We start from the raw sequence: 22144 nt of genomic DNA, 5'->3' as shown, positions 1-22144 counted from the left end.
CATCACGATGCTGGCCGGGCTGCTTGCGCTCGGCGCATGCGGGCCGGAGACGGAGAACGCGCCGGCGCCATTCGCCATGACCGAGGATGCGATGGGCCGCTATTGCGGCATGAACGTGATCGAGCATCCCGGGCCGAAAGGCCAGATCATCCTCGCCAGATATGACGAGCCGATCTGGTTCTCCTCCGTCCGCGACACAATCGCCTTCACCCTCTTGCCGGAAGAACCCAAGGACATAAGAGCCATATACGTCTCCGACATGGCCAGGGCGGCAAGTTGGGAGGACCCGGGAGGGGACAACTGGGTCGACGCCAGGCGGGCCTTCTTCGTCGTCGGCAGCGACCGCATCGGTGGCATGGGAACCGTCGAGGCGGTGCCCTTCTCCGACGAGCGGAAGGCAGCCGATTTCGCGAGGGACCATGGCGGCGAGGTCGTCCGCTTCGACGAGGTCCCCCGCGATTACATATTGGAACCGCAGGCGGCGGGCGACGAGGTGTCCACGATCGCCGGCGGCGACGGCAATTGATACCAACAGTCGATGAGATCGACTGTTGGAGCGCGCGACCGCGCGCCGCGCCCGTTGGCGCGAAAGCCGCCGCATCGGCCCGAAAATCGTCCTCGATTTTCGGAAAGCACGATGCGCCGACGCAAAGTGTTAGAGCGTCCTTTGCGCGTCCAAAAGACGCGCGGCGCTCTAATCGGCCCGGAGGGGCCGCGCCGGCGATTGAGGCCGCGTGGATGCGTCAGCATCCACGCCCACTGGATGTGCCAACATCCAGTGCCACTAGTATGAGAGGATCGCCATGAACTCCTGCATCTCACGCCGCCGCTTCATCGGCATCAGCGCGGCCGCCGCCGGCATGGCATTGCTTCCGTTTCGCGGCATGGCGGCACCGCAGGCGGTGACCTGGCAGGGTCAGGCCATGGGCGCGAAGGCTTCGCTCGTGATCCACCATCGCGACCGTGGGATGGCGTCGAGGCTGGTGGATGCGGTGGTCGCCGAGGTCAGACGGCTGGAGCGGATATTCAGCCTCTACCGGGAGGATTCCGATCTGACGCTTCTCAACCGGCGGCGGTTTGCCGTCGCGCCGGCACCGGAACTCGTTGATATACTGCAGGCATGCCGCGAGGTCTGGGCTCTCACGCAAGGGGCGTTCGATCCCACCGTGCAGCCGCTCTGGGACGCCTATCGAGCCCACTTCTCCGAACCGGGCGCTTCCGCTTCCGGACCGGCCGCCGGGATCGTTCGCGAGCGCCTCGGCCTGGTCGGCCTCGACAGGCTGGCCTGGTCTCGGGACCGGATCGAACTGCCGGTTCCCGGGTCGGCGCTGACGCTCAATGGCATCGCGCAGGGCTATGTCACCGATCGCGTGGTCGAAATGCTGAGGGCCGCAGGCATCGAGCGCTCCATGGTTGATATGGGCGAAAGCCGCGCGATCGGCACCGCGCCGGGCGGCAGACCCTGGCGTGTCGGCATCGCCGATCCCGAGCGCCCGGATACCGTCATCGACGTGCTGGACGTGGAAGACCGCGCCGTCGCGACGTCGAGCCCGTTCGGCTTTCGCTTCGATGAAGGCGGCAGGTTCAGCCACATCATCGATCCGCGCAGCGGCACGACGCCGCAGCGCTACGCGAGTGTCACGGTCGTCGCCGGCGGGGCGACGCTTGCCGACGCGCTGTCGACCGCCTTCAGCCTGATGGACGTGGACGGCATCACGTCGGTTGTCCGCGACAGGGCGGATGTCGAGGCACATCTTTTGTCGCATGACGGGCGGCTGACCCACATCAGGTTCTGAACGAGGGCGAAGGCCCGCGTCGACGAGGCGACATTCACCACAAGTTTGCGCTGGCTCAAAGTCGACCGGCGGGACCGGCGGTAAAAGCCATGCAACGGCTCGGCCGTTGCAAAACGAAAGGCAAGAATATGAGACGCGCATTCATCGCCACGACGACAATAGCCGCCCTGCTGGCGGCCGGCACCGCCTATGCGGCCGACCATCAGGTCCAGATGCTCAACAAGGGTGAGCGTGGCGTCATGGTCTTCGAGCCGGAATACATCGAAGCCGCCCCGGGCGACACGGTGACCTTCGTTCCCACCGACAAGGGGCACGATGCTGCAAGCATCAAAGGCATGCTTCCAGAAGGAGCGCAGCCCTTCAAGGGTGAGATCGGCAAACCCATAACCATCACCATCGACAAGGAAGGCGTCTACGGCGTCAAATGCGTGCCGCATTACGGCATGGGCATGGTGGCGCTGATCGTCGCCGGCAAGCCCGTGAACCTGGAAGAAGCCAGGAAGGTCAAGCAGCCCGGCAAGGCGAAGGCCGTGTTTGGCGATCTGCTTGCCAAGGTTCCAGCGGGTAGTTGAGCGCGCCAGGCTCGACCCTGCCGGGTGGCAATGCCGCCCGGCAGCCCTGATCACCAGCTGTTTCAACCTCCTTGCATCCAGGGCATCTGAGATGGCAATCCCGCGCACGAGGCCGGGCAACTATCCGGCAATCCTTTCCTACGGCTTCCGCCCCTTCTTCCTCCTGGGCGCGCTTTATGCCGGCGTCACGATTCTGTTCTGGCTGCCGCTGTTCCACGGGACGGTCGACACGGCGAGCCTGTTCGCTCCGGTGGACTGGCACATCCACGAAATGCTGTTCGGCTATGCCGGCGCGGTGATAACCGGCTTCCTCCTCACAGCCATCCCCAACTGGACGGGGCGCCTGCCGGTCCAGGGGGCGCCGCTGGTTATGCTCGTGCTGCTCTGGCTCGCCGGGCGATTCGCCATATTCTTTTCGGCCACGATCGGCTGGACCGCCGCCATGGCCGTCGACGGCGCCTTCCTGATCGCGGTTGCCGGCGCGGCGGCCGTCGAGATCGCGGCGGGCCGCAACTGGCGCAACCTCAAGGTCCTGGCGCCGGTCTCGGTGCTGTTCGCCGCCAATCTCCTGTTCCATCTCGAGGCCCATTTCAACGGTGTCTCGGATATCAGCCGTCGCCTCGCCATCGGCGCCATCGTCCTGCTGATCATGATCATCGGCGGGCGCATCACGCCGAGCTTCACCCGCAACTGGCTCGTGCGCGCCAATCCCGGCCGTCTGCCGGTTCCCTTCTCGCGTTTCGATGCCGCGACGATCCTCCTGTCCGCGCTCGCGCTCACGGCCTGGACCGTCGTCCCCGATCACCCCGCCACAGGGACGGCGCTGGTCGCGGCCGCTCTTATCAACGCGGCAAGGCTGGCGCGATGGGCAGGCGACCGCACCGTCAGGGATCCGCTCGTCCTGGTCCTGCATCTGTCCTATGCCTTCGTTCCGATCGGCCTTTTGCTCACCGGCCTGGCCAGCATCTTCCCGCAGGCCGTGCCGGCCGCCGCCGGACTTCATGCCCTGGGTGTCGGGGCGATCGGATGCATGACGCTGAGCGTCATGGTGCGCGCCACGCTTGGCCACACTGGCCGGGAACTGCGCGCCGGCGCGGACGGATGCGCGGTGTTCGGCGCGATTCTCGCGGCTGCGGTCCTGCGAATATGCGCCGCTTTCCTTCCCGAACAGACGGCCCTGCTGCATCTGTCCGCCGCGGCCTGGACGATAGCTTTCCTGGGATATGTCCTGCTCTTCGGCGGAATGCTGCTTCGACCGCGGCTGCGGGTCGGGGAAGAGGAAGGCCGGAATGTTCTCGCCCGGTTGATGACGAAGCGGGCCTGATATCGCCGGTTGACAAAACCGACTGGCGGAGCGTCCGACCGCGTGGTCCACGCCTGCTGGTATCAGGCATCTCCGTCGCGCAAGCTCGGCGCGCGACATCGTTTGCTTTGCAATCGGGCGCGTCGGAGGTTACGGACATTCGGGAAGCTGGGGATTCCCGATATGAGCCGTCTCGACCGCTCGCTGATATCAGGCATGCCGTTGTTCCAGGGGCTGGGACCGGCCGAGCTCGACCGTATGGTCGGCCAAGCCCGTTCGCTGCGTGTCGCGAAAGGCCAGCCCGTGTTCGAATACGAGCAGGAGGCGCATTCCTTCTTCCTGCTGCTGGATGGCCATGTCCGTGTCGTCAAGATCACCCCGGACGGCCAGGAAGTCATCGTTCGTTACATAAGCCCCGGCGAACTGATGGGCATCGCCCATGCCCTCGGCCGGACCACCTATCCGGCAAACGCCATTGCCGCGATCGACTGCGTGCTCCTGGCATGGCCCAGCCAGCTCTGGGCTGAGTTCGCCGCCACCTATCCCAGCTTCATCGCCAATGCGTACAAGACCGTCGGCGAGCGGTTGCAGGATGCTCATGCCCGCGTTGTCCAGATGTCGACCGAACAGGTGGACCAGCGCGTGGCGCACGCATTGCTCAAGCTGGTGAAGCAGACCGGGAAACAGACCGACGACGGCCTCCTGATCGACTTCCCGATCAGCCGGCAGGACATAGCGGAGATGACGGGGACGACGCTGCACACGGTGAGCCGCCTTCTCGCCGCATGGGAGGAAAAGGGACTGGTCAAGAGCGGCCGGCAGAAGGTGACAGTGGTCGAGCCGCATCGGCTGCTGATGCTCGCGGAAGGCCGCACGCCCAAGGCTTGACGAGCCGGTCGCTCAGGAAGAAACCGCACTTTCCAGTTCGCGGCGTAGTTCGACTTCATCCAGCCCGTGCTCTCGCGCAGCGTCCGGGATCGTGTGGAACGAGGCGATGGGGCAGCCGACGCACAGCATGCCGTGGCGAAGGAAGACACGGATGGTCGACGGCCATCTGCGCATCACCTCGTCCACGGTCATATCGTCACTGAAAAGGTCCATGGCCGCCACCGCTACCGCATCGGTCCGTTTTCGATCTTCGGAAAGAACGATGCGTCGATTCAAAGTGTCGGAACGTCCGTTGCGCGTCCGAAAGGACGCGCGGCGCTCCAACGGTAGCGAACATATCTAAGCGCTCAGCGGTGGACCTTCGTTGCGCAATGGCAAACTCGGCGCAACACGGCCGAGAATGGCGGAGCTGTGCCGAAACGGCCCCGTCAGGCCCTCCGCCCACCGGCGATCCAGCGCGCGTCGATGCCGCTTGCGGTCCTGAGGCCGCTGCCGGCGCCGGGATTGCGTGCGGCTACCCGCCTGAAGCCAGGACGTCCCTGAACGTCTCGTCGAGCACGTCGACCAGATGATCGGCATCGGCCCGGCTGAAGATCATCGGCGGGCGCATCTTGAGCACATTGTCGTGCGGCCCCTCGGTGCCGATCAGCACGCCGCGGGCGCGCGCGCCGTCATTGACGCGGCGCGCCAGCGACGTCGCCGGCGTCTTCGCCGCGCGGTCGCTCACCAGTTCGATGCCGAGGAAAAGCCCCATGCCGCGCACGTCGCCGATCACCTCGTAACGCGCCTGCATCTGCCGGAAACGCGTCACCAGATAGGCGCCGATCTCGGCCGCATTGTCGCGCAGGCCATCGCGCTCGATCACGTCGAGCACGGCGAGGCCGGCAGCGCAGGAGACAGGGTTTCCCCCGAATGTGTTGAAATATTCCATGCCGTTGTCGAAAGCGTCGGCAACCTCGCGGGTCGTCACCACCGCCGCCATCGGATGGCCGTTGCCGATCGGCTTGCCCATGGTGACGATATCAGGCGCGACGCCCTGCGTCTCGAAAGCCCACCAGTGGCTGCCGACGCGGCCGAAGCCGACCTGCACCTCGTCGGCGATGCACACGCCGCCGGCGGCGCGCACCATGGCATAAACTTCCTGGAGATAACCCTCCGGCAGGAACACCTGGCCAGCGACGCTGGGGATCGATTCGGCGATGAAGAATCCGGGCGCGCGGCCTTGCGCTGCCATCTCGGCGATCTTTTCGGCCACGCTTTCGGCGAAGCGTTTCGCGATCTCTCCGGCGGGCCATTCCCGCGGCGCGCGATAGGCGTCGGGGATTGTCGCCTCGAACACATTGGGCTTCCGTCCCTTGCCGCCCTTGCGTTTGTATTTATAGGGGCTGAGGTCGATCAGTTCCTGCGTGGTGCCGTGATAGGCCCAGTCGAGAACGATCGCCTCGTCGCGGCCGGTCGCGGTGCGCGCCATGCGCAGCGCCAGGCTGTTCGCCTCGCTGCCGGAGCAGGCGAAGGAGGCGACGGTCAGTCCATCAGGCAAGGTCGCCGTCAGCCGCTCGGCATAGGTGACGATGGCGTCGTGCAGATAGCGCGTGTTGGTGTTGAGCTTGCGCGCCTGGAGGGCGATCGCCTCGGCGACGTCGGGGTGGGCATGGCCGAGATGGCAGACATTGTTGAAGCAGTCGAGATAGGCACGGCCGCGTTCGTCGATCAGCCATACGCCTTCGCCACGCACGAATTTGATCGGCTCGGAATAGGAGATCGAGAGATTGGGCAAGAGCGTCGCCCTGCGCGCCTCGACGATTTCCGTGCGTGTCCTGCCGGTCTGCTTGAAGGCCTCACCCGGGATGCCGGCGAGGTCGGCGGCGTCGGGGAACAACTCCCGCCAGACGTCAAGGTAGCGCGCCTCGCCGACGCCGAGAATGTCGCGCGCGGCAAACCCCGGATCGGTCGAGATCTGGAAATGGAGATGCGGCGCCCAGCCGCCATTCTCGGCCGGCGGGCCCATCTCGCCGACCAACGCGCCGGCCTCCAGCCGGTCGCCCGGCTTCAGCCTGGATATCGTCTCATGGGCGAGATGGCCCCAGAGCGTGGTGAAGGGCGGGCAGCCTTCGGGCGCATGGTCGAGCGCCACCATGCAGCCATAACCCAGCGGGTCTTTCTCGATCTCGACGCTTTTCACCTTTGCTTCGAGCGGCGTGCAGACCCGGGTGCCTTCAGGCATGAACAGGTCCAGGCCGAGATGGCGGTCGCGGCGCGTCCCCTCGATGAAACGCGAGCGGAAGATGTCGCTGGTATAGACGCTGCGCGCCTCTCCCCAGGGTCCGATGCCCAGCGTTATGCCGTTCCCGGTGCAATAGGCGTCCCACCACGCGCCGGCTTCCTGAGGCCGCTCGGCGGCGGACGCCACCGTCATCGGATGGTCGGGATCGCCATAGGGCACGAGCGCCTTGGCGAGCGTCGCGGGGTGCTTATCGAGTACAGGCGCGAAACCGCGGCGGTTCTCGGCGATCCAGCGGATGATCACCTTGGCGCCGGGGGCGGCGTCGAAGCCGCAGGCATGGCGCAGGATCGCAGTGGCGAAACCGGGCTTCATCGCGTCCAGGCGCCGAAGCAGCCGCCAGGCCGGCGCCTCGCTGACAGCGAGATAGGGGTTGTCGGTGGTCCTATCGCCACGGGCAGCCGACATGGTGACGCTGATCACCAGCCGCATGGCGACGAGGTCGAAGAGCAAGTCGAGTTCTTCCTCCTGCAGCGGATACTCCGCATGGAAACCGGCGGCGAGCCGCGCGGCGGCGCCGATCGGATCCTCGACGTCGAGCATGGCATAGGCCGCCGCAACCGCCACTTCGGCGATCAGAGGGGCGTGCAGCGCATCGCCGAAATCGATCAGCCCGGACACACGGTCCGGCCGGTCCGGATCGACCAGCACATTCCAGTCATTGGCATCGTTGTGGATGACCTGGGCGCGCAGCCCGGGCAGGCGCGGCGCCACGGTCGTGTCGAAACGATCGAGGAAGCGGACGAGCAGGGCGCGATCGGCTTCGTCGCGGATGAAATGGAGGCGAGAGCGTGAATCGCCCGCCCGCCTTATGTCCCAGTCGAAGCTGCGCAGAGCGCCCGGATGGATGAAGCCCTGCAGGGCGCGGTCGAGCCGGCCGAGCATGGCGCCGAGGCTCTCGAAAAGTGCCGGTCCCCGTGTTGTTTCTGCCAGCGGTTGTCCGGGCAGCCAGGAAACGAGGCGCAAGGCATGACGCGCGCCCGACGGGCCGGCGACTTCGCCGAGCACGGCACCGCCGAGCGTCTTCCTCAGACGCGGCGCGGCGAGGCCGGGCGCGGTGCGGGCGAGATGGTCGAGCAAGGCCGTCTGGAACGCGCTTTCGACATCGGGCTCGCTGGCGTTCACGATCTTCAGGATCCAGGCCTCGTCGCCGACGGCCAGGCGGAAATTCTGGTCGCGCTCGCTGTCGAGCGGGCTCGCCATGCCGTCCAGACCGAAATGCCGCAGGGCCAGGGCCTGGGCCTCGTCGGTCGAGAAGGAGGGCGCGGGGTGGGTAACGTCGGTCATCGGCGTCCGCATTTGTTGTCTTACGCAAACTTGGCACGGGTTGTAAAATCGGGCATCCGGCATAATGCCGGTTCGTCAGGCATTGTGGCTGGCAGAACCGGCATATTATCGGAAAACGAAAAGGCATCCTTCATGCGGGAACTGGACGCCAAGGACCGCGACATCCTCGCCATATTGTCGAAGGAGGCGCGCATTCCGCTGAAGGCGCTTGCCGCGCGCATCGGGCTTTCGCGCAGCGCGACCACCGAGCGCGTGGCGCAGTTGGAAAAGAGCGGCGTTATCCGTGGCTACCGCGCCGATATCGGCCAGATGGACGAGGGCCTCGTCGCCGCCCTCTTGCTGGTCACGCTGGTGCGCACGCCCTCGATCGGCATTCTCGACCAACTCGCCCGACATGCGGAAGTCCGGCGGGTCTCGTCGGTGAGCGGCCAGCTCGACCTCGTCGTGGAGGTCGAGGTGTCGTCGATCGACCGGCTGAACACGCTGCGCGACGCCATCGCCAGCCATCCGGGTGTGGAGGACCTGACGACGCTGATCGTGCTGCGCCGGGATATCGACCGGACGAGCTGAAGGTTGTCACGCCTTCGCGGCGATGACCTCGACCTCCACCTTGAACTCGGGGCGCGTGAAGCCCGACACGATCATGAGCGTCGAGGCGGGCGCCGGTTCGGCGAACAGCCTGTCCCGCACCTCCATATAGGGCTTCATGCAAGCGCGATCGGTGACGAAGGCATTGATGCGCACGACGTCGGCGAGCGACATGCCGTCCTCCTCCAGTATGCGCGCAATGCTGGCGAAGCAAAGCTCGGCCTGGGCGCCGGCATCGTCGGGAACGACGTCGTCGGCCGATATGCCGAGCTGCCCCGAGCAGAACAGCAGGCGGCTGCCGGCGGCGACAGCGACGCCATGGCTGTAGCGGGCGAATGGGGCGCGCAGCCCGGCGGGGGTCAGATGTCTCAGCATTCCTGTCTCCTGTGAATGATCGTTCCTGGCAGGCCGCGGCCGGCAGGTTTCGGCAAAGTATCCCACGGGGTTCCGACAAGAGAAGACTGAGCAGGTGAAGCGTGGGCGAGCCACGCAAGCCTGCTTGGCGGTCCAACTCTGACGTCTTGCACTGAAGGCGTAGGCCCGCTCCAGGGTGGAGGGCCGTCGCCCGCTGCGATCAGGCCGAGTAGCTGCGATGCGGACGTTCCTGACATCGGTGTTGAGCAATGGGCGCGATTTCGGTGGCTTCACCACTCTCACCGCTACGCGGTCTATCGCCCGTTGGGATTGCGAAAGTCGGCCGGGCGCGAACGCCCGGCCCTGATGGCCTTACGCGGCAAGACCGGCCTGGGAAAATCCCATCCGCTCGGTGAAGGGGGCCTCGGCCTCCAACTGCTCGACAAATGCAGGGGTTGTCAGGAGCTGCCTGAAATAGCCCGACAGTGCCGGATAACGACCGGCGGATATGGATTCGCCCAGATAGTGAAACAGCACCAGGTTCGCGCCGACGGAAATGTCGGCGATGGTTGCTGTTTCCCCGACCAGCCACCTGCCGCTGATCTCGCCTTCCAGATACTGGAAGTAGCGGGGCGCGACGTTGGACAGCGCGTTGTCCGTCACGGCAGTGTCCGGTGTTCCGCCCCGCATGGGCGCAACCACGCGCTGGTGAAAGAGCGGGTGCATCACATCGCGGAAGAAGGCGCCCATATAGGCCTCGAACCATATGGCGCGGCCGCGCAATCGAGGGTCGGCCGGGGTAACGGGCGTCTCGGAGTATTTCGCATCCAGATACTGAATGATCGCGCCGCTGTCGGGCAGGGTGAAATCGCCGTCCTCGATCACGGGGATGAGACCGGTCGGGCTGAGCCGGGCCCAGTTTTCGGGCAGGGTGTCCGGCATGATCGGAATGACCACATTGAGGTCGTGGTCGATTCCCTTGGCGCGCAGGGCCAATTGGACCTTGCGGGTATGTACGGAAAGTGGAACGCCGTAGAGTTTCATGGCTTGGTCCTTTCGTGTCGGGAAGATGTACATGGCCGCCCGCGCGCGTCCCGGCGGCAGACGCGGGTGTTCGGCAAAAAGCGGATTGCGGGTTCAGGCGGTGGCGGCGACCGGGAACTGGATTTCTACCAGCGCCTTTTCGAAGCCCGGCGGTTCGAGCACCGGTTCCAGGAAGATTTCGCGGCTTGGGCCGGTAATCGAATAGCCATTGGCTTCGATCCAGGTACCGATGGCGCCGAATGCGGCATGGCTTTCCGGGTTCGTGCCCTGGCGCACCACGGTCGCCGCGGTCTTGATCGCCGGCAGGTTCTGAGGCGAGAAGGTGAACCCGTCGACGGTCAGTCCGCGCTCGCGGGCACGTGGCAGCAGGTAGCCTATGGTGAGATCCAGCCGGTCGGAATCCGGGTCGTTGCGCGCCAGTACTACCAGATTGCCCCGGCTGGAGGGGCGCAGCCCGGCCTGGCCCGCCGCCGCCACCGCGGCCACCAGCGGGCCGGCCTCCTCGAAACCGGCGACGCTATGATGCGTGGCGAGGATCGGCTGGGACGGCAGCGATTTGGCTACGACATCGTAGCCGGCCGAGCCGCCTTGCCGGTCGATCTGGGCGATGCGGCTCTCGATATGCCGCAGCCTTTGTTTCTCAACCTGGATCGCCTGTTCGGTTTCCGTCTTCTTGAGCAGCAGCATCCCGCGTAGCGCTTCGGGCGAAACGGCCTCCTCGAGCAGCGAGCCGATCTGTTCGAGCGTCAAGCCAAGATCCTTCAGCGCAAGGATTGCGTTGAGCCGCGGCAACTGGCGGATCGCATAATAGCGGTAGCCGCTTTGCTGGTCGGTGTGTTCGGGGCGCAGCAACTCCAACTGGTCGTAGAACCGCAACTGGCGGGTGGACACCTGCGCGATCTGGGCAAATTCGCCGATCCTGAACATGGCAACATCCTCGCAAATCTTGCTTCGGATTGTTTCATGCGGGCTTGACGCGGGGTCAAAGTCAAGCGCTTGCCAAATGCAGGATGTCATTCATGGCATGTCGCAAGACGGCAATGGCCTCGACCGAGCCATTTGTCATGGTCGACGCCAATGACGGCAACGGGTCGGAGCGGGCATTCCAGGTCGGGTAGCAGGCGTCGGATTTTCGCCGCTGCGCGTCCCGATGGACGCGAGGGGGTCTAGGTCGTCCCTCGCCATTGCGCGCGTCGACGCACGGGGCTACCAATGGGCCAATCGAGGGACGGCTGAGCTGAAGACGTTTTCCGACGCTGCGACCGAAAGCACCGAGAGCTCCGGAACGGGCGCGGGCGGCACGCCCGCGACGCGGACAGGCGCGGCCAATGCCGGAGCGATCCTCACCATCGACCTCGGCGCGATCAGGGAAAACTATCGTCGGCTCGCAGCCAGGGTGGGCGGCGCGACGCGATGCGCCGGTGTCGTCAAAGCCGACGCCTACGGGCTCGGCGCGGCCGAAGTCGCCCCCGCGCTTGCGCGGGAAGGCTGCCGGACCTTCTTCGTCGCGCATGTCGAGGAAGGCCTCGTTCTACGCGGGTTCCTCGGTGCCGGGCCCGACATCTACGTCCTCAACGGACTACCGCCCGGCGCCGAGCCCGATTGCGCCGCCCGTAATCTCGCGCCGGTCGTCAACAGCCTGGAACAGCTCACCGCCTGGCGTCGTCTGGCGGCGCGACGTGGGACAAAGCTGCCCGCGGCGCTGCAGATCGACAGCGGCATGGCCAGGCTGGGCATGTCGCCCCGCGAGGTTAACGTCGCGTCCAGCGATCCCGGCACGCTTGATGGCATCGAGCTCAGACTGGTGATGAGCCATCTCGCCTGCGCCGACGAGCCGGCCAGCCCGGCCAACGAGGCGCAGAGGCTCACTTTCGAGCGGCTGGCGGCGATGTTTCCCACCGCACCCTGGTCGCTCGCCAATTCCTCGGCGATCTTCCTCGGGACGGCCTATCATTTCGATCTTGCCCGGCCGGGCGCCGCGCTTTACGGCATCAATCCGACCCCGGGCAAGCCGAACCCGATGCGACCGGTAGTCCGGCTCGCGGCCAGGGTGATCCAGACGCGGGAACTGCCCGGTGGAACCGGCGTCGGCTACGGCCATATCCACAGGACCGAGGGCCCAATGCGCGCGGCCACGATCTCGCTCGGCTATGCCGACGGCTGGCCCCGCCACGCGGCGGCCGGCGCGTTTTACAAAGGCGTCCGCCTGCCCTTCGCCGGCCGCGTCTCGATGGACAGCATCATCCTCGACATCTCGGCCTTGCCATCAGGCGCACTCGCTGCCGGCGACCTGGTCGAACTGATCGGCGAGCACCAGGCGGTCGACGATGCGGCTCGGCTCGCCGGAACCATCGGCTACGAGATCCTGACCGGCCTCGGCCACCGCTTCCACCGCCGCTATCTGGACGACTGACACCACGCATCCGGGGGACGACCCATGAAGATCCTGGTTCTCGGCAGCGGCGTAATCGGAACGACCAGCGCACATTACCTGGCCGAGGCGGGCCATGAGGTGACCGTCGTCGACCGGCAGAAGGGAGCTGGACTTGAGACGAGCTTTGCCAATGCCGGCGAGGTATCGCCGGGTTACTCCTCGCCATGGGCCGGGCCGGGCATCCCGGTGAAGGCGATCAAATGGCTGTTGATGCGGCACGGGCCGCTCGTCGTGAGGCCGCGCGGGGATCCCCATATGTGGATCTGGCTGCTCAAGATGCTGGGGAATTGCACGGCCGCCCGCTACGCCGTCAACAAGGCGCGCATGGTGCCGATCGCCGAATACAGCCGCGACCGGCTGCGCGAGCTGCGCGCCGCCACTTGCATAAGCTATGACGAGCGGAGCCAGGGCACGCTGCAACTCTTCCGCACGCAGGCGCAGTTCGACGGCACGGTCGGCGACATCGAGGTGCTGAAGAAGTTCGGCGTACCCTTCGAGCTTCTCGACCCGGCCGGCTGCATCGCCGCGGAGCCGGCGCTCGCCGGCGTCAAGGAAAAGTTCGTCGGCGGCCTGCGCCTGCCCGAAGACGAGACCGGCGACTGCCGCATGTTCACAGAGCGTCTGGCGGCCCGTGCCGCCGGCCGGGGCGTCACCTTTCTCTACGACACGACGATCGAGCGGATCGAGGCGGACGGCGCGCGCATAACGGGCGTGAAGAGCAGCGCGGGACCGCTCGCCGCCGACGCCTACCTGGTGGCGCTGGGCAGCTATTCGCCTGTCATGCTCCGGCCGCTCGGGCTGTCGATCCCCGTCTATCCCGTGAAGGGCTATTCCATCACCGCGCCGATATCGGACGCCGAGGCCGCGCCGGTCTCGACCGTCATGGACGAGACCTACAAGGTCGCGATCACCCGGCTCGGCACCCGCATCCGGGCCGGCGGCACCGCGGAGGTCTCCGGCTACGACCTCAGGCTCCACGACGCGCGGCGCGACACTCTCACCTATTCCGTCGGCGACCTCTTCCCGCGCGGCGCCGACCTGTCGAAAGCCTCGTTCTGGTGCGGCTTGCGGCCGATGACGCCGGATGGCCCGCCGATCATCGGCGGCACAAGATACGCCAATCTCTATCTCAACACCGGGCACGGAACGCTGGGCTGGACCATGGCCTGCGGCTCGGGCCGCGTCATCGCCGACATCATGTCGGGCAAGGCGCCCGATATCGATGTCCGCGCCCTGGCCATGTCGCGATACGGTTAGCGGGCATTGGAAAATGACCGCTTCGCCCTGTGTCGCCCTCACCGTTCTGCCGGACGCCCGGCCGGGTCCCCGCCGCTTCGCAGCGTCCCGGCTGCTCACCTCCGCAGCCGGGGAGAGAGCGGATCGGGTCCGCGCCTTCTCCGATGGCTGAGGTTTCCGATTGGCCAAATCCGGGGAACAAGCCTCTCTCTCCCCGCTTGCGGGGAGAGATGTCCGGCAGGACAGTGAGGGGCAACCCGGGTGCGGCCGCACCGCCATCCCCTCGCCAATTCTGGTCGAAGCGATTTGGCTATTTGGACGACACCCTGGAGTGCCGCGTGTTCAGGAAATCTGCTCCAGGAACGGAAGATTGCCTGCCGTCAGCCCGGCATCGACGGTAAGCGCAGCGCCGGTGATCCCGCTTGCCGCAGGCGAAGCGAGGAACGCCGCCGCCCTCGCGACCTCCGCCGGCTCCACCAGCCGGCCGAGCGGATAGAGACCGCTGACGACGCCGAGGATCTCCGGCTTCCGGGCGATGCGATGGTCCCAGGCGCCGGTCCGGATCGAGCCGGGAACCACGGCATTGGCCCTGATGCCGTTGCGTCCTTCCTCAGTCGCGATCGCCCGCATCCAGGCGGTCAACGCGGCCTTCGCCGCGGAATAGGCGGGGTTGCCGCAATGGAACATCGCATTGACCGACGTCACGAAGACGAAGGCAGCGCCCGACGGCTGGTTGCGCATGGCGGGCAGGAAGGCCTGCGACAGGAGCGCCGCGCTTCGGAAATTCAGGTCGACCTCGCGATCGAGCGCCTCCGGCGTCACGGCGGCCAGCGTCTCGGCGCGCGTCCAGCCGGCATTGGAAATCACGGCGGCGGGCACGCCCGCGCTGAGGGTCCGCGCGGCGAAATCGGCGACGGCGGCGTCGTCGAGAAGGTCGAAGTGGCTGGCCTCGGCGATGCCGTCGGCCGAGAGGTCCACGCCTTTCCGATCACAGGCCACCACACGCGCTCCGCAATCTGCCAGCACCTTGACGAGCGCGCTTCCCACTCCGCCGCCGGCACCGGTGACGATCACGCTATGCCCGCCGAAATCGATCATGCCCGTTCCTCCCCTGCTGCGCCGCCGGATCGCCGCCGATACAGGATGCTGGTGGCCGTGTAATAAAGCAACATGGCGATCAAAAATTTGTTGCTTTCCAACAATGCACCATGACGGGCGCCTCGAACTGACATAGATTGCCGGCAAGGGAAAGGCGCAAGGGGCTCCAGCCAAGAGAGGGGACCGTGGGGATCGGCGTCGAAGACGATGCCGGCCTCGGCGGTTTCCGGCGATACGCCCCACGACACAGGATCGAGTGTTCGAGAGGAGGCAGACCGTGCCCAGGCAGTGTTTCGGAACCTCCCACGTGCCGCTGTCGCCGGCGGTGAGGGCAGGCGATTTCGTCTATGTCTCCGGCCAGGTTCCTGTCGATGGCAACGGGGTCGTGGTGAAAGGCGGCATCATCGAGCAGACCGAACAGGTGCTCGACAATGTCGCGGCCACGCTGTCGCTCGCCGGCTGCACGATGGACGACATCGTGAAGACCACCGTCATCCTGGAGGACGCGCGCGACTTCGGCGCCTTCAACGCCGTCTATGCCAGATACTTTCCAGACAACCCGCCGGCGCGCACGACCGTCGAGGCGCCCCTTATGATCGACATCAGGATCGAGATCGAGGCGGTCGCGTACAAGCCGCTCCGGGCCTGAAACGCGGCGCAGCTGCCGCCGACATTATGAGGGAGGAAACCGGGCCATGCAGTATGAACTCCTCCTGAAGGGCGGGCGTGTCGTCGACCCCGCTTCCGGCCTCGACGCCTTGCGCGACGTCGCGATATCCGGCACCTGCGTCGCCGCCATCGATGCCGATATCCCGCCAGACCGCGCGGCGCGCGTGATCGACGCCTCCGGCGCCGTCGTGACGCCGGGGCTCATCGACCTTCACAGCCACGTCTATTGGGGCGGCACCTCGCTCGGCGTCGACGCCGACCGGCTGGCCGCCAGGAGCGGAACGACCACATTCATCGACGCAGGCAGCGCGGGCGCCGGCAACTTCCTCGGCTTCCGCCGCCATGTCATGGAACGGTCGAAGGTCCGCATTCTGGCCTATATGAACATCTCCTTCGCCGGCATCTTCGGTTTCTCGCGCACGGTCATGGTCGGCGAATGCGGCGACCTGAGGCTGTGCGATCCGCGCGAGGTGGTGGCGGCGGTGCGCGCCCATGAGGACGTGGTCGTCGGCGTCAAGGTCCGCTCCGGCCGCATCGCCGGCGGTACCAGCGGCATCGCCCCGGTCGACCTCGCGCTCGAGGCGGCCGACAGGGTGGGACTGCCGCTGATGGCCCATATCGACGAACCGCCTCCCGGACGCTCGGAAGTGCTGCCCCGGCTGCGCCGGGGCGACATCCTCACCCATTGCTTCCGCCCGTTCCCCAATGCGCCGGTCTTCGCATCGGGCGCCGTGCGCCCCGACATGCGCCTCGCGCGCGAGCGCGGCGTCGTCTTCGACATCGGCCACGGCATGGGTTCGTTCGATTTCGAGGTGGCGCGGGCGATGCTGCGCGACGGACTGGCCCCCGATGTCATCAGCAGCGACGTCCATCTCTACTGCGTCGACGGCCCGGCCTTCGACATTCTCGTGTGCATGTCGAAGCTGCTGGCGCTCGGCATGCCCTTCACGGATATCATCCGCGCCGCGACCCAGCGCCCGGCCGAAGTGATCGCCCGGCCGGAACTCGGCCGGCTCGCGGTCGGCGCGCCTGCCGACGTCGCGGTGCTGCGGCTGCAGCCGGGCCGCTTCAGCTTCGTCGATTCGGGCGGCGCCAAGCTGGTGGCCAAGGAGAGGCTGACGTCCGACGGCATCGTCGCCGGCGGCGTCTGGTGGCCGAACGAAACGGCCGGCGACGCTTCCGAGACGGAACGTTACCAGCCGCTGGCCCGCAGCACGCATATCGACGTGGTGTGCGATCATTTTGGTTGCGGCGGGCAGAGGTGACCGGGCCGGCATCTTGGCGGGGTGCGTCCTTCGAGGCTCGCCCTCTCAAAGGATGCGCCTTTCGTGGTGACATATTGCGGGCTCGCACCTCAGGATGAGGAAGGTCGGCGCTACCTATGAACGGTGCATAGGCTCGAAGATGTCTTGATGCAGCCTTCGGAAGGGCCGGCATGAGGCTCGCTGCACCGGAGTCCCCGGAGGAGAGTAATCGCCCGGGTCTCCGTCATCCCCCGCGTCTCCGTCATCCCCCGCGTCTCCGTCATCCCCCGCGTCTCCGTCATCCCCCGCGTCTCCGTCATCCCAGTGTCTAGGACCCAGCTCTTCGAGCCCAAGCACCGTGTTTAGGTAGCGCCAACTTTCCTCATCCTGAGGCGCGAGCCCGCAACACGTCGCCTCAAGAGACGCAGCCCCTGCGAGGGCGAGCCTCGAAGGACGCACCACGCTCATGCCCCCCGATCAATAAACCGGAGTAGCAATCCCCTCCATGCGCGCCTTGAGCTGGAGGGCGACGAATTTCGAATAGAAGCGCGACAGCGCGAGATTGCCGCCGTGGAACCAGAGCCCCTCCTGCGCCGTCGGCTTCCACATGTTGCGCAGTTCGCCCAGCCACGGGCCGGGATCGTTGCGCACGCCCGAGCCGAGGCCCCAGCACGGCCCGACCTTGTCGGCCACCTCGCGCGAAACGATCGCCGCCACCGTCTCGTGCATCGACTGGTAGCCCGTGCAAGAGACGATCACGTCGGCCGCGAGTTCGGAGCCGTCGTCGAACTGGATACCCTTCGGCGTCAGCCGCTCGACGGCCACGCCGCTGCGCACCGTAATCTCGCCGGCGATGATCAGTTCCGAAGCGCCGACATCGATATAGTAGCCAGATCCCGTCCGGTAAGCCTTCATCATCAGCCCGGTCTCGTCGTCACCGAAATCGATAGCGAAGCCGGATTGGCGCAGGCGGTCGTAGAAGTCGGCGTCGCGAACCCTGATCCTGTCGTAGAGCGCTTTCTGGCTTTCAGGAAGCAAGGCGAAGGGCGTCGAGGCGACCATCATATCAGCCTTGTCGGTGCCGATGCCGCGGGCGAGCGCCTGCTCGGAATAGATCTCGAAGCCCAGCTCCGTCAGCGTGTCCGACTTCACCACGGTCGTCGGCGAGCGCTGGATCATGGTGACGTCGGCGCCGCTCTCCCAGAGGTCGACGCTGACGTCGTGGCCCGAGCTCGCCGCGCCGATGACGGCACAGGCTTTGCCGCGGAAACGCCGCCCGTCGGCATACTGGCTGGAATGCAGGAGCTCGCCCTCGAAAACGTCGGCGCCTGGCAGGTCGATCATCCTCGGCGGTCCATAGGCCCCAGTGGCAAAGACGAGATGTTTCGGCTTCAGCACCACGCGTTCGCCGGCGCGGTCGACCTCGACGGTCCAGCTCTTCTCGCTATCGTCATAGGCGGCGGAAAGGCAGGTGGACGAGGTCCAGCAATTGAGCTCCATCACCCGCGCATACATTTCCAGCCAGTCGCCCATCTTGTCCTTGGGCGTGAAGACCGGCCAATGCTCGGGAAAGGGCATATAGGGCAGATGGTCGTACCAGACCGGATCGTGCAGCACGAGCGAACGATAGCGGTTGCGCCAGGAATCGCCGGCGCGGGCATTCTTCTCCAAGATGATGGCCGGCACGCCGAGCTGCCGCAGCCTTGCGCCGAGCGCCAAGCCGCCCTGGCCGCCGCCGACGATCAGGCAGTAGGGCTGCTCGGTCGAGCCGAGCGCGGCCTCCTCGCGGCGACGGCGCTCCGACCAGGTTTCCCGACCGCGGTCGGCTCCGTGCCTGACGCCGAGCGGCCGCCCGGCGCCCTTCTTTTCCTCATGCCCCTTGAACTCGCTTATCGCTGTGAACAGCGTGCGGCATTTGCCGTCGCGAAGCCTGAGAATCCCCTCGCCGCGCGCCACCGCGGTCTCGAAGGTGAACCACGCCTCGACGCCGCTGTTCTCCACGGTCGCCTCGCGGGAAAGGCTCCAGGCGGAGGGCAGTGTCCCGTCCAGCGTCGCCTCCAGCATCTCGATGATGGCCGCCCGGCCTTCCATGGTTCGAATGTTCCAGGTGAAGGCGAGCAGGTCGCGCCAGTAGCAGTCGTCGAGGAAGAGATCCGCTGCCGCTGCCGTGTCGCGCGCATCGAGCGCGGCGGCGAAGGCTGCGAGCCAGGCGCTCGCCTGCCTGGTCGGTGCGGTGTCGGACATGTCTCCCCCCCTTTATTCGCACGGCCGCATCGCGGCCAGAGATTTCGTTCCAGCGGTCTCGACCGCCCGCAGGCGTGAAGCCGAGCGACCCGCTGATGCCGCGCCGGCCATCGGCATCAGTCCCCGAGCGGTTCCATCTCCTTGCCCGCGCGGTGGAGCTGGATCGTGTATTTTATCCGGCGCAGCGTCTCGCGGGCCGGTGCGTCGAGCCTGTAGCCGGCGGCGACCGCCATGAGATCGATGACAGCCAGGAAGGCGAAGCGTGAGGCAGTCGGCTTGAGCGTATCGGGATATTCGGGAACGGCGACCGTCAGCCTGACGTCGCAGATGCGCGCAAGGTCCGTGTCGGGCGCCGTAACGCAGATGGCATTGGCGCGATAGTGCCTGGCGAGTTCGACCGCCTCGATCACCTCGCGTGTGCGCCCCGTCGCCGAGATCGCGATGACCAGGTCGTTCGGCTTCAGCGTCGATGCCGTCATGCGCATGAGATAGGGGTCGCTGTGGGCGCTGACGGTGACGCCGTAGCGGAACAGCCGGTACTGGGTCTCCTGCGCCAGCGCCGAGGAGGATCCGCCGAGGCCGAACACGGTGACCTGGCGCGCCTTGGCAATAAGCTCCGCGGCCTCGGCGAGCTCGGCCGGATCGAGCTGCCGCTCCGCCTCGTCGAGCGCCCTGCGCGCTTCGCCGAAGACGGCGCCCCAGAACGGCATGCCGTTGTCGGGGCTCGGCGTGGGCGGCTTGCTCAGATAGAGCTGCCCGACGACGAGACTCTGCGCGAGCTTGAGCTTGAAGTCGCGCACCCCGTCGCATCCGATAGCGCGGCAGAAGCGTGTGACGGTCGGCTCGCTGACGCCGGCCTTTTCGGCGAGTGCGGCATTGGAGGCGTCGACCGCGAATTTCACGTCGTCAAGAACGACATCGGCCACGCGGCGCTCGGCCGGCCGCAGGTCCGCATAGGAATCCTTCACCAGCGAGATGATGTCGGGGATGCGCCCGCCATGACCCGGCGTCTCATAGTCCTCGGCGCTGCGCCGTCCCTCGTCAGCCTCGCTCATGAAGAAGCTTCATCCTTTGCCGTCGGTCGATCCACCGCATTCCCTTAGCATTGTCCGGACCTCCGCGTCCCCGCCTGCCGGTACGCCGGGGAATACGGCGCTCAAGATATGAGCCGGCCAAACTATGTAGGAAAGCTACATGATTTTCAAGAATCGAAAAAGACATATTTTTCAAGTGATTGATGGGTACATCGTGCGATAGCTCGACCTGGCTGGCCGGTCTCTCCTTGACAGAAAAGTAGGATAGTTACAGACTGACTTTGGTGGAAGGGCGATCCGCTGGATTATCGCGCAATCTCCAGGGGGGAGTATGAACGCGGGCGATGGAACAGTCTCCAAGCTTGCCGTCCGTGCGGCGACCAAGGTCTACCACACGGCCTCCGGCGATCTGACGGCGCTGGAGGGCTGCAGCCTGGATGTCCGGGCCAACGAGATCGTGTCGATCGTCGGCCCCTCCGGTTGCGGCAAGACCACGCTGCTCTGGTCGATGTCCGGCCTGCACGGGCTGAGCGCCGGAGAGATCGCGCTCGACGGCAAGCGCATCGACGGCCCGCATCCGGACATCGGTATCGTCTTCCAGGAGGCCAACCTCCTGCCGTGGCGCAACCTCGACGCCAACATCAATTTCCCCTTCGAGATCAAGGGCACCCGGCCCGATCGCGACTGGATCGCCCATCTCCTCGAACGGGTCGGCCTCGACGGCTTCGGCGGCAGGTTCCCGCGCGAGCTCTCCGGCGGCATGCAGCAGCGCGCCGCGATCGTGCGCGCTTTGTCGCTCAAGCCTTCCGTCCTCTTGATGGACGAGCCGTTCGGAGCGCTGGATAGCTTCACCCGCGACGAGATGAACCGGCTGGTGGAAGAGATCTGGCTCGACCGGCCAACAACGATCGTCTTCATCACACACAGCATCGAGGAGGCGATCTTCCTCTCCGACCGGGTCGTGGTGCTTTCGCCACGGCCGGGACGCGTGGCCAAGGAATACAAGGTGCCTTTCCCAAGGCCGCGCTCGATGGAGATCATGGCGACCAAGGAGGTCTTCGACCTCACAAACGCGATCAAGATGGACATCGTCGGCGGGCGCACGAGCCCCGCCGGGGCGCGCCAGCGTGGCAATGCCGAGACGGTGAATTGAGGAATTCCAGGCGATGAGCAGCGACGCGATACCGGAGTTCCACAAGGCCAAGGCGGGCGACGGCCAGGATGTCAGCCTCACCAATCTTTCCGCCTTCTCCAGCGGACCGGGTGTCAACTCGGGTCGCGAGATCGCCGCGATCCTGGCCGTCGCGGTGGTGGTGATCGGCGGTCTCGAATTCGCGCTGCGCTTCCTCGAAGTGCCGCAATATATCATGCCGCCGCCGAGCTTGATCGCCCAGGCCCTGGTCACCGAGTTTCCGCTGATCCTTCCCCATCTCGGCCACACGCTGGTCGAGCTCCTGTCGGGTTTCGCGATCGGCGCGCTGGTCGGGCTGGTGCTGGCGGCGGTCGTGACGCAGTTCCCCTTCGTGGAGAAGATCGTCGCGCCTTATATTTTGCTGCTGGTGACGACGCCGATGCTGGCGCTTGTGCCGCTGCTCATCCTGCGCTTCGGCTTCGGCTACACGCCGCGCATCATCGCCGTCGCGCTCGCCGCGGGGCCGATGGTGATGATCAACGCCGCCACCGGTTTCCGCCGGGTCGACAGCGCCAAGATCGCGCTCGCCCGCTCCTATGGCGCCAGCACGCTGCAGATCTTCTGGAAGATCAGGGCCCCGATGGCGCTGCCGATGATCCTCGTCGGCCTGATGATCGGCGCGATCTTCGGGCTGCTGACGGCGGTGGGCGCGGAGATGGTCGGCGGCGGCTTCGGCCTCGGCAACCGGCTCACCACCTATTCGTCGATGATCCAGATGCCGCAGTTCTTCGCCGTGGTGCTGATCCTCTCGATCCTCGGCATCCTGATCTATGTGCTTTTCTTCCTCATCGGGAAGAAGTGGGCGAGCTGGGAGGCGTGACCAGCAGGATGCGCCTCCGGGAGGCTGGCGCGAGAGCGGAGTGAATTGCACGCCGGGGCG

General features: G+C 66.2%; 20 protein-coding genes. 12 read left to right on the top strand and 8 right to left on the bottom strand.

Annotation, left to right across the window (positions count from 1 at the left end):
• Window positions 1-7 precede the first annotated feature (7 nt).
• The 5 genes from JN280_RS07580 to JN280_RS07560 all read left to right on the top strand — a co-directional run bounded on the left by JN280_RS07580 (window position 8) and on the right by JN280_RS07560 (window position 4559).
• Entirely contained in the window at window positions 8-526 is a 519-nt protein-coding gene (locus tag JN280_RS07580) for a nitrous oxide reductase accessory protein NosL (protein ID WP_202314608.1), read from the top strand.
• Between the two features lie 277 nt (window positions 527-803).
• Window positions 804-1796: an FAD:protein FMN transferase gene (locus JN280_RS07575; protein ID WP_202311167.1), complete on the top strand. Its 993-nt coding sequence runs from the start codon at window positions 804-806 to the stop codon at window positions 1794-1796.
• A 128-nt stretch (window positions 1797-1924) separates the two neighbouring features.
• The gene (locus JN280_RS07570) at window positions 1925-2368 is read left to right on the top strand and encodes a pseudoazurin (RefSeq protein ID WP_202311165.1); all 444 of its coding nucleotides are present in this window, start codon (window positions 1925-1927) and stop codon (window positions 2366-2368) included.
• A 91-nt stretch (window positions 2369-2459) separates the two neighbouring features.
• Window positions 2460-3692, top strand: a complete 1233-nt coding sequence (locus JN280_RS07565) for an NnrS family protein (protein ID WP_202311163.1) — start codon at window positions 2460-2462, stop codon at window positions 3690-3692.
• A gap of 162 nt (window positions 3693-3854) precedes the next feature.
• A complete protein-coding gene (locus tag JN280_RS07560) occupies window positions 3855-4559 on the top strand; it encodes a Crp/Fnr family transcriptional regulator (RefSeq protein ID WP_202311161.1) in 705 nt (234 codons plus the stop codon).
• 12 nt (window positions 4560-4571) lie between these two features.
• Here the strand turns inward: JN280_RS07560 and JN280_RS07555 are convergent, their stop codons facing one another.
• Together JN280_RS07555 and JN280_RS07550 are read right to left on the bottom strand one after the other, a co-directional pair.
• Window positions 4572-4835: a DUF1858 domain-containing protein gene (locus JN280_RS07555; protein ID WP_446720815.1), complete on the bottom strand. Its 264-nt coding sequence runs from the start codon at window positions 4833-4835 to the stop codon at window positions 4572-4574.
• Window positions 4836-5073: 238 nt separating this feature from the next.
• Complete coding sequence (locus JN280_RS07550; protein ID WP_202311159.1) at window positions 5074-8127, bottom strand: aminotransferase class III-fold pyridoxal phosphate-dependent enzyme; 3054 nt, start codon at window positions 8125-8127, stop codon at window positions 5074-5076.
• Window positions 8128-8259: 132 nt separating this feature from the next.
• Between JN280_RS07550 and JN280_RS07545 the strand changes: the two genes are divergently transcribed.
• On the top strand, window positions 8260-8697 hold the full coding sequence (locus tag JN280_RS07545) for an Lrp/AsnC family transcriptional regulator (RefSeq protein WP_202311157.1): 438 nt from the start codon (window positions 8260-8262) through the stop codon (window positions 8695-8697).
• 6 nt (window positions 8698-8703) lie between these two features.
• Here JN280_RS07545 and JN280_RS07540 read toward each other — a convergent pair whose 3' ends face one another.
• The 3 genes from JN280_RS07540 to JN280_RS07530 form a co-directional block, all read right to left on the bottom strand.
• Window positions 8704-9090, bottom strand: a complete 387-nt coding sequence (locus JN280_RS07540) for a RidA family protein (protein WP_202311156.1) — start codon at window positions 9088-9090, stop codon at window positions 8704-8706.
• Between the two features lie 351 nt (window positions 9091-9441).
• Window positions 9442-10113, bottom strand: coding sequence for a glutathione S-transferase family protein (locus tag JN280_RS07535; protein WP_202311155.1), 672 nt, complete (start codon window positions 10111-10113; stop codon window positions 9442-9444).
• Between the two features lie 93 nt (window positions 10114-10206).
• Window positions 10207-11040 carry a MerR family transcriptional regulator gene (locus JN280_RS07530; RefSeq protein WP_202311154.1) on the bottom strand — a complete coding sequence of 278 codons (834 nt, stop codon included), beginning with the start codon at window positions 11038-11040 and terminating at the stop codon, window positions 10207-10209.
• 223 nt (window positions 11041-11263) lie between these two features.
• Between JN280_RS07530 and alr the strand changes: the two genes are divergently transcribed.
• Together alr and JN280_RS07520 are read left to right on the top strand one after the other, a co-directional pair.
• Entirely contained in the window at window positions 11264-12526 is a 1263-nt protein-coding gene (alr, locus tag JN280_RS07525; protein WP_202311153.1) for an alanine racemase, read from the top strand.
• 24 nt (window positions 12527-12550) lie between these two features.
• On the top strand, window positions 12551-13804 hold the full coding sequence (locus JN280_RS07520; RefSeq protein ID WP_202311152.1) for a D-amino acid dehydrogenase: 1254 nt from the start codon (window positions 12551-12553) through the stop codon (window positions 13802-13804).
• 321 nt (window positions 13805-14125) lie between these two features.
• Here the strand turns inward: JN280_RS07520 and JN280_RS07515 are convergent, their stop codons facing one another.
• On the bottom strand, window positions 14126-14881 hold the full coding sequence (locus JN280_RS07515) for an SDR family oxidoreductase (protein ID WP_202311151.1): 756 nt from the start codon (window positions 14879-14881) through the stop codon (window positions 14126-14128).
• A gap of 277 nt (window positions 14882-15158) precedes the next feature.
• Here JN280_RS07515 and JN280_RS07510 point away from each other — a divergent pair, with 277 nt between their 5' ends.
• Together JN280_RS07510 and JN280_RS07505 are read left to right on the top strand one after the other, a co-directional pair.
• Window positions 15159-15530, top strand: coding sequence for a RidA family protein (locus JN280_RS07510; protein ID WP_202311150.1), 372 nt, complete (start codon window positions 15159-15161; stop codon window positions 15528-15530).
• A 46-nt stretch (window positions 15531-15576) separates the two neighbouring features.
• The gene (locus JN280_RS07505; RefSeq protein WP_202311148.1) at window positions 15577-16815 is read left to right on the top strand and encodes an amidohydrolase/deacetylase family metallohydrolase; all 1239 of its coding nucleotides are present in this window, start codon (window positions 15577-15579) and stop codon (window positions 16813-16815) included.
• A gap of 456 nt (window positions 16816-17271) precedes the next feature.
• On the opposite strand, the gene JN280_RS07500 is transcribed toward JN280_RS07505, so the two are convergent.
• On the bottom strand, window positions 17272-19038 hold the full coding sequence (locus JN280_RS07500) for a flavin-containing monooxygenase (RefSeq protein ID WP_202311147.1): 1767 nt from the start codon (window positions 19036-19038) through the stop codon (window positions 17272-17274).
• Window positions 19039-19154: 116 nt separating this feature from the next.
• Window positions 19155-20093 (bottom strand): MurR/RpiR family transcriptional regulator, encoded by a 939-nt coding sequence (locus JN280_RS07495; RefSeq protein ID WP_202311146.1) that lies wholly within the window; start codon window positions 20091-20093, stop codon window positions 19155-19157.
• 310 nt (window positions 20094-20403) lie between these two features.
• Between JN280_RS07495 and JN280_RS07490 the strand changes: the two genes are divergently transcribed.
• Window positions 20404-21225 carry an ABC transporter ATP-binding protein gene (locus JN280_RS07490; RefSeq protein ID WP_202311145.1) on the top strand — a complete coding sequence of 274 codons (822 nt, stop codon included), beginning with the start codon at window positions 20404-20406 and terminating at the stop codon, window positions 21223-21225.
• 13 nt (window positions 21226-21238) lie between these two features.
• On the top strand, window positions 21239-22084 hold the full coding sequence (locus tag JN280_RS07485) for an ABC transporter permease (RefSeq protein ID WP_202311144.1): 846 nt from the start codon (window positions 21239-21241) through the stop codon (window positions 22082-22084).
• The last annotated feature ends 60 nt before the right edge of the window (window positions 22085-22144 follow it).

This window comes from Mesorhizobium sp. L-8-10 (assembly GCF_016756635.1).
Lineage (GTDB): Bacteria > Pseudomonadota > Alphaproteobacteria > Rhizobiales > Rhizobiaceae.
This window is presented reverse-complemented; position numbering and strand designations above follow the sequence as displayed.